This is a genomic window from Sporosarcina sp. Y838 (assembly GCF_056786515.1).
This window is the reverse complement of record NZ_JBXCJD010000001.1, coordinates 298,819-312,134: the sequence shown is the minus strand read 5'-3', so window position 1 is coordinate 312,134 and position 13,316 is coordinate 298,819. Positions and strand designations below refer to the sequence as shown.

Sequence of the window (13,316 nt, the reverse complement as noted above, 5' to 3'; positions counted from 1 at the left end):
GTTTACGCCTCCATTAATAAAAGTTCCGGATTTGCGAGCAATTTCTTAAGGTGATTCAACGCATTTTGTGCAGTTGCGCCGTCGATCATCCGGTGATCGAATACCAATGATAATGCTAACATAGGTGCCGCTACAATTTCACCATTTTTAACAACAGGTTTTTCTGCAATACGACCAATTCCGAGAATTGCAACTTCTGGATGATTAATAATCGGTGTAAACCATTGGCCCCCTGCGGAACCGATATTCGTAATCGAACAAGACGCACCCTTCATTTCCGCCGGGGATAGTTTACCGTCACGTGCTTTAACTGCGAGACTGTTAATTTCATCTGAAATTGCAAAGATCGATTTACGGTCTGCATGCTTAATGACAGGTACTAGAAGTCCACGGTCAGTGTCAGCAGCAATACCTATGTTGTAATAATGCTTCTGAACAATTTCTTGAGTAGCATCATCAAGTGAGCTATTGAAGACCGGGAATTCGCGTAATGTTGAAACAAGTGCTTTCACGACATATGGCAAATAAGTAAGTTTAATATCTTTTTCAGCTGCAATGTCTTTGAACTTACGACGGTGTGCTACGAGTTCTGTAACATCCACTTCGTCAAGCAATGTAACATGCGGAGCTGTTTGTTTTGAATTGACCATTGCTTTTGCAATTGCTTTTCGGATGCCGGACATCTTTTCGCGTGTTTCAGGGAAATCTCCTTCTAAGTAAACTGGAGATTGGACTGTTTTTTCTTGTTCAACGCTTTCAGTTTGCCCTTTTGTTTGTGGCGCATCTGCAGGTGGAGCCTCTTGAATTTGACCGCCATCTTGGAATGACTCGATATCTTCTTTCAAAACACGGCCATTTTTGCCTGATCCAGCAACTTGTTGAATTTCTACACCTTGCTCACGCGCAAATTTACGTACAGAAGGCATCGCAATAATACGGCGATTTGGATCGACGTCTGTTTTTGTTTGTGAACTTGCAGAAGCCGTAGTTGTTACCGATTCTTCTTTCGGTGCTTCTTCTTTTTCAATCTTCTGACCAGCTTCAGCTGTTGCTTGAACTTGTGCTTCAGTTTCAGCATTGGCGTCATCTTCAGTTTTCGCACTTTCATAACCAGGTGCGTCGAAACGGATTAATACATCTCCAACAATTGCTACAGTACCTTCAGAGACAACAACCTCTTCAACTGTACCCGTAACCGGTGATGGAATTTCCACTACTGCTTTATCGTTTTGAATTTCGAGTAGTATGTCATCTTCATTGATTTTGTCGCCTTTATTAACAAACCACTTTACAACTTCACCTTCATGGATACCTTCACCGATATCTGGTAAACGGAATTCAAATGCCACAAGATTCACCCTTTCTTATCAAGAATTTTACTATTTTAGACATTTGGTTTAGATATTTAACATTCAAATTATCTAACTTAGAATATCAATACTTTTTTAGCTGTTTCAATAATATCTTTCGCATTTGGAAGCCACGCATTTTCACCTTGAGCAAAAGGATAGACAGTATCAGGCGCAGTAACGCGTAGTACAGGTGCTTCAAGACTCAGAATTGCACGCTCTGTAATTTCAGCTACGATATTCGCCGCAATTCCGGCTTGTTTTTGTGCTTCTTGAACGACAATTGCACGGTTTGTTTTCTCAACAGATGCAATTATAGTTTCAATATCCATCGGTTGAATTGTACGCAGGTCAATAACCTCAACAGAATAGCCTTCTTTTTCAAGTTCTTCAGCGGCTTTTAAACTTTCGTGAACCATCGCACCGTAAGTAATAACTGAAAGATCTTTACCTTCGCGTTTCACATCGGCTTTCCCAAGTGGGATTGTGTACTCTTCTTCAGGAACTTCCTGTCTGAATGACCGATACAGCTTCATGTGCTCAAGGAAGATAACCGGATTCTCATCGCGAATCGCAGAAATCAAAAGCCCTTTTGCATCATAAGGAGTTGAAGGGATAACAACTTTCAAACCTGGCTGTGATGCTACGATTCCTTCCAGACTGTCAGCGTGCATTTCAGGCGTTGCAACACCGCCGCCAAATGGAGAGCGAATTGTTACAGGTGCATTATATCGTCCCGCACTTCTGAAACTCATACGTGCAAGCTGACCACTAACTGAGTCAATTACTTCAAATAGGAATCCGAAGAACTGGATTTCCATAACTGGACGGAAACCTGTGAACGCAAGTCCAATTGCAAGTCCGCCAATACCGGATTCTGCAAGCGGTGTATCAAATACACGTTCTTCCCCAAATTCTTTTTGCAAACCTTCAGTTGCACGGAAGACTCCTCCGTTATTTCCAACGTCTTCACCGAAGACGAGGACGTTTTCATCATTTTTCAGCTCCGTACGTAGAGCATCAGTTATTGCTTGAATCATCGTCATTTGTGCCATCGGTTACTTCGACTCCTTCTCTGTGTAAATATCTAGCTGCTCTTGCAAGTTGTAAGGTAATTCACCTTTGTACATGATATTAATGAAATCACTAACTTTTTGTTTAGGAGCCGCATCAGCTTCTTTTATTGCTTCTTTAATTTCTTCTTTTGCACGTTCAATAACTTCATTCTCTTTTTCTTCATTCCAAACCCCTTTAGCTTCAAGGTATGTACGGAAACGAATTAGAGGATCGCGTTTTTCCCATTCACTGTCCGTTTCAGATGTACGGTAACGTGTTGGGTCATCTCCTGCCATTGTATGCGGTCCGTAGCGATAGCATAGTGCCTCGATAAGCGTTGGTCCATCTCCGTTGATTGCACGTTCTCGTGCGTCACGTGTAACCGCATACACCGCAAGTGGGTCCATACCGTCAACTAGAATACTCGGAATACCAGCTGCAATACCTTTTTGTGCAAGTGTTTTTGCTGCCGTTTGTGCAGAACGTGGAGTCGATATTGCGAATTGGTTATTCTGAATAATAAAGATTGCTGGTGAGCGGTACGCTCCTGCAAAGTTTATTCCCTCATAGAAATCACCTTGAGATGTTCCCCCGTCTCCTGTATACGTCACGGCAACTGCTTTTGTGCCACGTTTTTGGAAACCAAGTGCAATACCAGCTGCTTGAATATATTGCGCACCGATAATGATTTGTGGTGGGAATACATTCACACCTTCTGGAATATTGCCCCCTTGGAAATGTCCTCTTGACCAAAGAAATGCCATCGATAATGGTAATCCGTGGAATAACATTTGCGGAACATCACGGTATCCAGGAAGGATGAAATCCTCTTGTTCTAATGCAAACTGCGAAGCAAGTTGTGAAGCTTCCTGACCTGCAGTTGGTGCGTAGAATCCTAGACGACCTTGTCGGTTCAACGAAATTGAGCGTTGATCCAAAATACGTGTATATACCATACGTGTCATCAATTCGATAAGTTTTTCATCTGATAACTTTGGATCTGCTTCCTTATTAACAATTTCGCCTTCTTCGTTCAAAATCTGGAACATTTCAAACTTTTCTTCAATCGCGTGAAGTGTCTCCACCGGATCGAACTGCTTGCTTTTGTTTGCAGCCATTTCGGCAACTCTCCTTTATAACTGTATTATGAAACATTGGTTTAATAATTGGTACAATCTATTTCTAATTAAGTATAACTAAACAAAACTAAATGGTCAAACATAGTATTCTCAAGCCTAAATGAACTTTAAAATTAACCGAATTGACTGTTACTTGGAATCTGTATTAGCACAATAATGCAACTGTATTATAATAGATTTCCAGTTTATATGATTCTATTGTCGTAGAATAAAACAGGACTAGGACTCTAAGCAACAATCCACATCCCTTTGCTATTTATAATTATTTTCATTTCTCTAATTCGACAAAAACCTCATCTTTTAGCTGATTCATTTTTCCAGTTGCGTCATTGAAAGATGTCACTGCGGACTTGACCATGTCATTTTGAGAATTCACTTCACCTACTTTATCCCTAAGCTCCGTCATCTCTATTTCTTCAGTAATAAGCATTCCATACAATTCTTGTTGTAACGTTAAAAGTTCTTTGTATTGAGATATAAAATCCGTATGCAATTCATACCTTTCACTGATAGCATTCTTCAGTTCTTCAATACCTTTTTTGTTAGTTTCATCTGCTTCTTTGATAGCTTTATCAAGACCGTCTATAGAACCTTCTGCCTTATTAATGGATTTTTCTTCTCTTTCTATATGAGTGACACGGAGATCAAGTGAACTTTCAAGTTCAGTGACGTTCTTCTTGAGCACTTCTTTTTGTTCCTGAGTCAGCTCCATTGTTTCATTAAATAATTTTTGTTCTGTTTTTTCAAGCTCTGTCAATTCAGCTTGCCCATCCCGGTACTCTTTTTCAGCACTATTCATTTCAGCTAAAGCATCAGCCACTATCTTTTCGACTGAAGTTTCGAAACTGCACCCAGAGAGTAACAATACGAGTGACAGTACGACTAGCATTATATTTTTCCTCAAAATTAAACCCCCTCCAATTCCTTATAAACTATAGCGTTTTGGATTCTTGAATTCAAGTTTGCGTTTAAATTCTTTCACCCCATTTAACAATCGCTTATACTATTCAATATAGATAACTGAAAGGATGTTTGTACATTGATTTTAATGAAAGATATTGTTCGAGAAGGGCACCCCATTTTACGTAAACATGCCGAAGAAATGAAATTCCCTTTATCTTCAGCTGACCGGGAACTCTGCGAGGACTTAATGGAATACGTAATAAATAGCCAGATCCCCGAAATTAGCGAAGAGTTTGATCTGCGGCCCGGTATCGGAATCGCAGCCCCTCAACTCAATAAAGCGAAAAGGGCTTTTGCACTCCACATTACTGAAACTGATCAGGAACCGATTAGTTTTGTAGCTGTAAACCCCAAAATCGTCAGTCACTCCATCGAAAAAACCTATCTCGCTTCGGGTGAAGGTTGCCTTTCAGTTGACCGGGTAATTGAGGGCTATGTCCCTCGCTATGCACGAATTACTATTAAAGCTTATGACATTGATGGAAATGAATTCAAAAAGAGATTAAAAGGATTGGCAGCCATCGCATTTCAACATGAACTCGACCATTTGAACGGCATTATGTTCTTTGATCATATTGATGAAAACTTACCGTTTAAAGAAATTCCCGGTGCATCTCCTTTCGAACGGGATTAATTATACGACTTTAGATGTAAATTTTAATCTAGCTGAAAATCAAGAAGACCGAGATAAATGAAGGATCTTTCAGCTTTGCTGAAAATCAAGAAGACCGAGATAAATGAAGGATTTTTCAGCTTTGCTGAAAATCAAGAAGACCGAGATAAATGAAGGATCTTTCAGCTTTGCTGAAAATCCTACTTGACAGAAGGTTCTGAATTTGGTATAATGATTTCGAGGAGTGATATAGCCATGTATAAACGCCTAAAACGCAAATTGTTGAAACGGCTAAATGGCATACTCGGAAAGAAAACTATTGCTTAAACATATTAGCCTGCCATGAAATTGGTGGGCTTTTCTTTATTTTAAAGAAGTGTCATGCTACTATAAAGAGAATCAGTTCAAACGAACGTAAAAAGGAGAGCAAACGATGATTTATAAAGTATATTACCAAGAAACTACACTTCAAGTACCAGTCCGTGAAAACACTAAAAGCATGTACATCGAAGCGGACTCGGAGAGGTCAGTCCGCCTAAAGTTAAAAGATCGTGGCTATAATATCGAATTCATCCAATTGCTTGAAGGTGTTCATCTAGAACATGAGCAGGCTGCACCCTATTTCGAGCTCGAAGAGGTTTAAGGATGAAATCTATTAAAAACAATGAAACTGCCGTTTTCGCTTTAGGCGGACTAGGGGAAATCGGTAAAAACACATATGGTGTGCAATTTCAAGACGAGATTATCTTAATTGACGCAGGGATAAAATTCCCTGACGACGAGTTACTAGGAATCGACTATGTCATTCCTGATTACACGTATCTCGAAAAAAATGTGGACAAGATTAAAGGCCTATTTATTACTCATGGCCATGAAGACCATATTGGTGGTATTCCTTATCTACTGCGTAAAATTAATGTCCCTGTTTATGGCGGTAAGCTTGCACTTGGACTATTGAGAAACAAACTTGAAGAGCACGGTCTGTTACGAACTACAAAGCTGATTCCATTCGGCGAGGATGATGTATTCAAGTTTCGGAAAACGGCAGTATCATTTTTCCGGACAACACACAGTATTCCAGATGCTTTCGGTGTTGTAGTTAAGACTCCGTCAGGTAACATTGTTCATACAGGCGACTTCAAGTTTGACTTCACTCCAGTTGGTGAACCCGCAAACTTGACTAAAATGGCGAAAATCGGAAGCGAAGGTGTTCTATGCCTGCTATCTGATAGTACGAATGCGGAAATCCCTAATTTCACAATGTCTGAACGAAAAGTTGGCGACAGCTTGAATGAGATATTCAGAAAAGTTGAAGGTCGAATTATCTTTGCGACATTTGCTTCTAATATCCATAGATTGCAGCAAGTCATTGAATCAGCTCAAGTATTTGGACGTAAAATTGCGGTATTTGGACGCAGCATGGATAACGCCATCACAATTGGACGCGAACTCGGTTACATTGATGCGCCTAAAGAATTATTTGTAGATACGCAATCACTTAATAAATTGCCTGCAAATAAAGTAATGATTCTTTGTACTGGTAGTCAGGGTGAGCCAATGGCAGCACTTTCACGTATTGCTAATGGTACACATCGTCAAGTTCAAATCCATCCCGGTGATACGGTTATCTTCTCTTCATCTCCAATTCCGGGTAATACGCTTAGCGTCAATAAAACGATTAATGCATTGTTCCGCGCGGGTGCGGATGTACTGCATGGTACTCTAAACAACATTCATACTTCCGGACACGGTTCTCAAGAAGAACAGAAATTAATGCTTCGACTGATTAAACCAAAATTCTTCATGCCGATACACGGTGAATACCGAATGTTAAAAATGCATACCGACCTTGCCGTCTCTTGCGATATCCCACGAGAGAATACGTTCATTATGGGTAACGGTGACGTACTGGCTCTTACACAAGACGAAGCACACCTTGCAGGCCGTATCCCCTCTGGCGATGTATATATCGACGGAAGCGGGATAGGTGATATTGGAAGCGTCGTATTGCGTGATCGCAGAATTCTATCTGAAGACGGACTCGTCATTGTTGTTGCAACAGTAGACTTGAAACGCAATCGCATAGTTTCAGGTCCAGATATCATTTCCCGTGGATTCGTTTATATGCGCGAATCTGGTGCAATGATTCATGAAGCACAACAGATGCTTTCGAAGCAAATGCAGCGGAAGCTCGCCAATTCACCCTCAGATTTCGACGCACTAAAAAGTGAAGTCATCGATGTCCTCGGACCTTATCTATACGATAAGACAAAACGTAAGCCAATGGTTCTTCCTGTCATTATGGAAGTTTAATTGATTTAAGATCAAAATTGAGTGATTATTGCATTTCCAAAGGAATGTTATAACACTGAATGCTTACTTGTTCATTGACTTGTACAAAACTAAATTAAACACACAAAAAGAGTCCAATTCACATATGAATTGGGCTCTTTACTTTATCCTATATGTCAGGACTTGTGACGAAAGTACAACTAGGAATACGGTTTGTTTCAATTAAGTGAGTGCGTTTAATAACAGTCACAGTTTTATCCCCGAGAACGAAATGTGCTCCCCTACATAATTATAATACGAACTAGTAGATTGTAGTGAAGAGCGGCGATTCCAGCGGGAACAGCTAGGAAGAGAAAGAAAGTTCACTCTTCCCTGGCTGAAGACCCCACAGGAACGCAGTGACGAGGAGGCTGAAGCCGTGCCCGCGGAAAACGTCCGCTCGGAACATAAATCAACGGCATTGAAGGTAATCGGACTTTTTCAGTGCCCACGGAGGCATCCACAAAGCGGCGATGCGTTATTAGTAGGGATTCTACATCACTCGCATCTCAAAATCACTTTCAATAATGAAACTTTCCAGCGCAGGCGCGGCAAAGGGGTAGCCGAAGCCATGAGCCTGGATGCAAAGCGTTAATCCAGGCTCAGGGCGAGAGGCATCCCCATAGCGCAAAGCGGTCTACAATCCACACTCCGAATCACATACTCTGTCAATAATGAACACACTAGGGAAGGCCAGACAAACGATATATACATTTTGAATATGCCGCGAAAACCGTCAAATTGTCTTGTTAGTGGAAATACAAACAGCACCGCCAATGGCAGTGCTGACTATCGTTCTAATTCGATGTTAGTTGGCTTATTTTTTATAGCTGAGTGCATTAAAGGATTTTTACGGTCGTTTAATGAAGTGCTTTCTTTTCAAACTTGTGTATTTCTTCATCCGATCCAATTACGATTAAGATGTCTTCAAGCTTGATCTTTTCAATTGCCTGAGGGGATACAAGAATTTGCTTACCTCGTTTAATAGCGACGATATTTACACCATATCTCGCTCTAATATCAAGATCAATTAGTGTAAATCCAACAAGTTTATCATTTGCCTTTATTTCTGCAATTGAAAACTCGTCCGATAATTCGAGATAATCGAGTATATTGTTTGATACCATATTATTCGCAATTCTGATACCCATATCACGTTCGGGATGGACAACCTGGTCGGCACCAATTTTCCGCAAAACTTTCTCATGCGAATCATTTTGTGCTTTCACCGTTATCTTTTTTACACCAATTTCTTTCAACATCAGCGTTGTCAAAATGCTAGCTTGTATATTTTCACCAATCGCAACAACAACGTGTTCAAAGTTTCGGATGCCAAGTGATCGAAGGACCGATTCATCAGTAGTATCAGCAGCTACTGCTTGCGTTGCCAATTGGGCAAACTGATCCACTCTTTCAGGTGATATATCAATCGCCATGACGTCAGCATCGAGTTCGATCAATTCTCTGACGATACTGCCTCCAAATCGGCCCAATCCAATCACTGCAAATTCCTTTTTCATATAGCACCCCTCCCTATCCACTAACCGGATGCGAATAGTTTATCATATTTAAGAAAAGCAGAAGGCGCCCGGAGCTAAATAATAATAACAAATCGCCTATCGACTTCGGTAATCCTTAAACATTCTTCTGTTTTAAAAAACCCGATGCCGCAAATGCGAAATCGGGCCAAATCCTACTCTTTTTTCATTTCATCTAGTACACGGTTAACACGTTTCTCAAGCATCTTCATGCCTCCGCCGCCCGCCTGGAAATGACGCAGCTGACCGTCTTTATCAAACACATAGTATGCCGGAACATATTGGTTATCAAATTTGTCGGTAAGTTTCGCTTCACTGTCAACGAATATTGGTTGAGTAATATCATGTTCAGCTGCAACTGATTTAATTTGATCTAAGTCCAGATCATCTTCCGAGCGCGGCATATGAACTGCGACGACATTTAAGTCCTCGCTATATTTGTCTCTAAATTGGTTAACTTCAGGCATTGCTTCTTTACAAAGGTGGCAGCTGACTGACCAAAAGTGAATCAGCGTCGGCTTTTCACCGACCAAATCCGTCTTCACCAATTCTCCATTTAACCATGCTGTCGCACCTTCAAGTTCAGGTAATTGATCACGTAATTTCATATCTATTTCCTCCTTCATTTTTCAAAAAAATCCCCACTGCGTAATATATGCACGGGGATTTCATTTAGTAAGATTTGAACTTTATCTTAAAGTGTCTTCTGACCAGGTCTCCAGTTAGCCGGGCAAAGTCCACCCGTTTGAAGAGCTTGTAGAACTCGTAGTGTTTCATCTACATCACGGCCGATATTGTTGTGGAATACAGTTTGATACTGCAGTTCACCTTCAGGGTTAATGATGAATAGACCGCGTAACGCTACGCCTTCTTCTTCAATCAAAACACCATAATCGCTTGACGTTTTGTGGTTTGTATCTGCAGCAAGTGGGTATTTCAATTGCTCAAGACCATTATCTTTACGGTCTGTGTTAATCCACGCTAGGTGAGTATGGATTGTATCTGTTGAAAGTCCAATAATTTCTGTATCCAAATCTTCAAACTCATCATAACGGTCAGACATTGCCGTTATTTCCGTTGGGCACACAAATGTGAAGTCCATTGGATAGAAGAACAATACTGTCCATTTATCATTTTTCATGTTTTCCTCAAGGCTTACTTTACCAAAAGACTTATCTGCAAGTACTGCATCCAAAGTAAATCTTGGAGCTTGCTTACCTACCATACGATTAATCATTAAATAACCCCTCCACTAATTCTTTTGTGCTAGGTCATCTCAACCGCACAATCCTTTTCAAGAATAACAAAAAAAATGCCCTAATTCAAATAGAGTGGCTTGTCCAAGCTACACTCTACTCAATATGTGGCAATTCCATGACGAATATACAATTAGTATGTTTAACCTCTTCCCTCTTTAGGGAAGAGGTGTGTATGTGTCATTTACAATTAGATGGTTTTGGTGGGCGTGCTAAACAATACTCACAACCTGGATCGCTGCAAGAGTCTTCCCGCCATTCATCGCACGCCGGGCAGAAGATGGAATCGTGTTCGTCATTATAATCCAATGCATCAAGACAAACTTTACAATGATTGGCTAACTCATGTATACGGAGGATTTTCCGATTTTTCGTATAGTAAATACCCTCGAATCCTTTTTTATTCGTCAATAGAGTTTCTAGTGAATCCCAGCCGAATCCTAGATCTTTCATCGTCCAATTTCGATCATTAGGGTCCAAATAGAAAACTTTCTTTTTTCCCAATCAAAGTCCCCCCTTTATTCGCTATATTGTACCATGAAAAGACAAAATTTCAATTGCCGAGGGTGAATTCAGATGAAGACATCAGTAACTATTACTAAACTTGATATTCTTCGATCACATATGTCATTCATTCTACCTTTAGGTTATGACAGTAGAAAAAATGATGAGCTATTCTTAGCTATGAATAAAAACGCCTTTTCCTATTTCCAGTTGAACGACAACGCTGAGAAGGCGAACTATTACGGAGAAGGAATTACGGTAGATGGAAAGGAACTTGAACAATACTTTTTACCCTATATCGAACGTAAAATTTTCCCTACATCGCTGAAGGAGAACGGTTTCCATAGGTTTACTAAATCTATACAAGAACGCTTCATATATAGAGTCAGAGATACAAGTCTGCCCTTCATCATCCACAGTATAGATATCGTCGTAGCACCATTTGGCCTTGCCTTTCTATCAATTAGAGTCCAATTAGACAATGAAGAATTGGATCTGTCAGACGTTCTTGATTTTATGCATCATTTCAGGACAATCGATCAAAAGTTGGAAGAGGAGCGGGGAATGACAATTAGTTCTCCTACCTATGGAGATGGCTTATCTATACACGAATTGCTTTTTGTTCACCTCTGTCCATTTTTGACAGATTTCCTTCTCCATGATAAAAATTTGAACGGCTATTTCGGTTCACTGCCTTACTATGAGGATGAGAGAATGTACGCTTCAGCATTTCTTTTCAGTCGTGAAGATTCACAAATAACTGAGGATCAATTGTATCGGATGGGCGCATTGGATGGACGTACACCAGATGGAAAGCCATTCATATCTGCAAATAACTCTGAATACATCCGCCGTTCTTTAGGCGAATCGCTACACGATAGATGGGCTCCGGATACCTATACCATTGCAACTGAACATGCGTTTATCACCGTAACGAATCACCTTCCTGAAGATATGTCCAGGGAGCTTTCACAATACATGGGGACCCATTACTATAATTTTCTTCTACACTACTTTTATAAAGTCATGCTCTTACAGCTATCGTTCAATTATAGTGAAATCAATTGGAAAAAAGACGAGGAATACGTCAAATCACTCATCAAACTCATTACTCTTTTTACTTCCTGGTATTATTTCCAAGAAATCAGTACGCGCTCGGAAGGTAAAGAACTTTCAAAGAGATTCCGGCAATCCTTTGCTATAGACAGCTTATTTAAAGAAGTAAATAAGACTTTGCAGGAACTTTATAAAAGCCAGGAGAACAATGCTTCTGACAGGATGAACATGCTCCTACTCATCCTTACTGTTTTTACCGTCGTTTCAGGAATTTACGGAATGAACTTAGTCATAGAAGATTGGGCGTCTCCTTCAGGCTGGAAAGCACTTTCTACGTATACTATTTTTGAATGGATATCCCTTGTCACTGCGTTGAGCGGAATTGCTCTATCTGTGTACTTAACTTTTACGACTATCGGAAAGATGGCGTTAGGAAAACTGCGACAGAAGAAATCAAATACGCATCAATGACTATGACCGGAACCCTTCGTTCACAAAAAGGGTTTTCCGGTTATATTTCATCAATTACGTCTCGGCGTAATTGCATCCAGATTTTGAATCGAGCCTGATGCCTACAGGGGCGAAGGATTGAACTGTATCCTTCCTTGTTGCCGCAGGACGCGGCGATCTCAGGTTGCCTTCATTACCTTGTTTCAAAATCTGCGACATCCGCCGAAAGCTTTATCAGGGAGGTATTGAACTTCATTGCTCTATGTTCAGCGGGCGTTTGGACACCCCTGAACAGGAAAACAAAACAGCATTCATCTCCCACCTATGGAGGTGAGAGATGAATGCTGAATAAAGATAAATAATAGTTCTTGATTTCCGACCTAGATTTTGTATAATTAAAAGGGTTTTTAGTAAACTTCGAGTATACTATCACTAAACTCCATAAAATTTGGGGAGGAATGTCCGTGGAGATTGGAAGTAAAATAAAAAGCCTACGTCTAAAAAAAGGACTGACACAGGAAGAACTTGCAGAACGTACAAATTTAACAAAAGGACATATCTCACAAGTAGAACGGAATCTAAACTCCCCTTCCATTGAAACACTTTTCGCTTTGTTGGAGGTGCTCGGTACGACACCAAAAGAGTTTTTCGATGAATCCACAAAAAATGTGAAAGTCGTATTTTCTGCTGAGGATCAGACAATCTTCGTCGATGACGAACTGAAATATGATATTCGTTGGTTGGTGCCACGTTCCAATGAAAATGAATTAGAACCGGTTCATCTAACATTTCATGAAATGGGAGAGTTCAAGAAATTCGATCCTTCACCATCTGAAACGTTTATCTATGTTTTAAAAGGAAAAATACGTATTGAAATTGGAGATTCACACCACTTTGCCACTAAGGGAGATGCTGTTTATTATGACGCATCGGAGCATCACCGCTTATTAAACGCATACAATGGATCGAGTGAGATACTACTTGTTGTGACGGAATCTTATTTATAAAACGAAATGCGGCAGACTGGACCATACAGAACTTTCACTATTAGAAAAAGGGGT

13 protein-coding genes are annotated in these 13,316 nt (G+C 40.3%); 5 read left to right on the top strand and 8 right to left on the bottom strand.

Annotation, left to right across the window (positions count from 1 at the left end; translation table 11 throughout):
* Nucleotides 1-2: 2 nt before the first annotated feature.
* The 4 genes from AC1TO4_RS01480 to AC1TO4_RS01465 all read right to left on the bottom strand — a co-directional run bounded on the left by AC1TO4_RS01480 (nt 3) and on the right by AC1TO4_RS01465 (nt 4,448).
* Nucleotides 3-1,349 carry a dihydrolipoamide acetyltransferase family protein gene (locus AC1TO4_RS01480; protein ID WP_482103862.1) on the bottom strand — a complete coding sequence of 449 codons (1,347 nt, stop codon included), beginning with the start codon at nt 1,347-1,349 and terminating at the stop codon, nt 3-5.
* A gap of 77 nt (nt 1,350-1,426) precedes the next feature.
* Nucleotides 1,427-2,404 (bottom strand): alpha-ketoacid dehydrogenase subunit beta, encoded by a 978-nt coding sequence (locus tag AC1TO4_RS01475; protein ID WP_482103861.1) that lies wholly within the window; start codon nt 2,402-2,404, stop codon nt 1,427-1,429.
* A gap of 3 nt (nt 2,405-2,407) precedes the next feature.
* A complete protein-coding gene (pdhA, locus tag AC1TO4_RS01470) occupies nt 2,408-3,523 on the bottom strand; it encodes a pyruvate dehydrogenase (acetyl-transferring) E1 component subunit alpha (RefSeq protein WP_482100303.1) in 1,116 nt (371 codons plus the stop codon).
* Nucleotides 3,524-3,812: 289 nt separating this feature from the next.
* Nucleotides 3,813-4,448 (bottom strand): YkyA family protein, encoded by a 636-nt coding sequence (locus tag AC1TO4_RS01465; RefSeq protein ID WP_482103860.1) that lies wholly within the window; start codon nt 4,446-4,448, stop codon nt 3,813-3,815.
* Nucleotides 4,449-4,583: 135 nt separating this feature from the next.
* Here AC1TO4_RS01465 and def point away from each other — a divergent pair, with 135 nt between their 5' ends.
* The 3 genes from def (at nt 4,584) to rnjA (ending at nt 7,433) form a co-directional block, all read left to right on the top strand.
* Complete coding sequence (gene def / locus AC1TO4_RS01460) at nt 4,584-5,141, top strand: peptide deformylase (protein ID WP_482103859.1); 558 nt, start codon at nt 4,584-4,586, stop codon at nt 5,139-5,141.
* Between the two features lie 412 nt (nt 5,142-5,553).
* Nucleotides 5,554-5,763 carry a DNA-dependent RNA polymerase subunit epsilon gene (locus AC1TO4_RS01455; protein ID WP_482100300.1) on the top strand — a complete coding sequence of 70 codons (210 nt, stop codon included), beginning with the start codon at nt 5,554-5,556 and terminating at the stop codon, nt 5,761-5,763.
* Between the two features lie 2 nt (nt 5,764-5,765).
* Entirely contained in the window at nt 5,766-7,433 is a 1,668-nt protein-coding gene (gene rnjA / locus AC1TO4_RS01450) for a ribonuclease J1 (RefSeq protein ID WP_482100299.1), read from the top strand.
* An 878-nt stretch (nt 7,434-8,311) separates the two neighbouring features.
* Here the strand turns inward: rnjA and AC1TO4_RS01445 are convergent.
* The 4 genes from AC1TO4_RS01445 to AC1TO4_RS01430 form a co-directional block, all read right to left on the bottom strand.
* Complete coding sequence (locus AC1TO4_RS01445; protein WP_482103858.1) at nt 8,312-8,971, bottom strand: potassium channel family protein; 660 nt, start codon at nt 8,969-8,971, stop codon at nt 8,312-8,314.
* 173 nt (nt 8,972-9,144) lie between these two features.
* Nucleotides 9,145-9,597, bottom strand: a complete 453-nt coding sequence (locus AC1TO4_RS01440; RefSeq protein ID WP_482100297.1) for a TlpA family protein disulfide reductase — start codon at nt 9,595-9,597, stop codon at nt 9,145-9,147.
* Between the two features lie 86 nt (nt 9,598-9,683).
* Nucleotides 9,684-10,226, bottom strand: a complete 543-nt coding sequence (locus AC1TO4_RS01435) for a peroxiredoxin (protein ID WP_482100296.1) — start codon at nt 10,224-10,226, stop codon at nt 9,684-9,686.
* A gap of 199 nt (nt 10,227-10,425) precedes the next feature.
* Complete coding sequence (locus tag AC1TO4_RS01430; RefSeq protein ID WP_482103857.1) at nt 10,426-10,749, bottom strand: hypothetical protein; 324 nt, start codon at nt 10,747-10,749, stop codon at nt 10,426-10,428.
* A gap of 72 nt (nt 10,750-10,821) precedes the next feature.
* On the opposite strand from AC1TO4_RS01430, the gene AC1TO4_RS01425 reads away from it, so the two are divergent.
* Complete coding sequence (locus AC1TO4_RS01425) at nt 10,822-12,276, top strand: hypothetical protein (protein ID WP_482103856.1); 1,455 nt, start codon at nt 10,822-10,824, stop codon at nt 12,274-12,276.
* Between the two features lie 443 nt (nt 12,277-12,719).
* Nucleotides 12,720-13,262: a helix-turn-helix domain-containing protein gene (locus AC1TO4_RS01420; RefSeq protein WP_482103855.1), complete on the top strand. Its 543-nt coding sequence runs from the start codon at nt 12,720-12,722 to the stop codon at nt 13,260-13,262.
* Nucleotides 13,263-13,316: the final 54 nt, after the last annotated feature.

Bases quoted from the DNA above. Each gene is read 5' to 3' on its own strand.
- AC1TO4_RS01475 (WP_482103861.1), bottom strand. From the start codon at position 2,404: ATGGCACAAATGACGATGATTCAAGCAATAACTGATGCTCTACGTACG.
- pdhA (WP_482100303.1), bottom strand. From the start codon at position 3,523: ATGGCTGCAAACAAAAGCAAGCAGTTCGATCCGGTGGAGACACTTCAC.
- AC1TO4_RS01455 (WP_482100300.1), top strand. From the start codon at position 5,554: ATGATTTATAAAGTATATTACCAAGAAACTACACTTCAAGTACCAGTC.
- rnjA (WP_482100299.1), top strand. From the start codon at position 5,766: ATGAAATCTATTAAAAACAATGAAACTGCCGTTTTCGCTTTAGGCGGA.
- AC1TO4_RS01445 (WP_482103858.1), bottom strand. From the start codon at position 8,971: ATGAAAAAGGAATTTGCAGTGATTGGATTGGGCCGATTTGGAGGCAGT.
- AC1TO4_RS01440 (WP_482100297.1), bottom strand. From the start codon at position 9,597: ATGAAATTACGTGATCAATTACCTGAACTTGAAGGTGCGACAGCATGG.
- AC1TO4_RS01435 (WP_482100296.1), bottom strand. From the start codon at position 10,226: ATGATTAATCGTATGGTAGGTAAGCAAGCTCCAAGATTTACTTTGGAT.
- AC1TO4_RS01425 (WP_482103856.1), top strand. From the start codon at position 10,822: ATGAAGACATCAGTAACTATTACTAAACTTGATATTCTTCGATCACAT.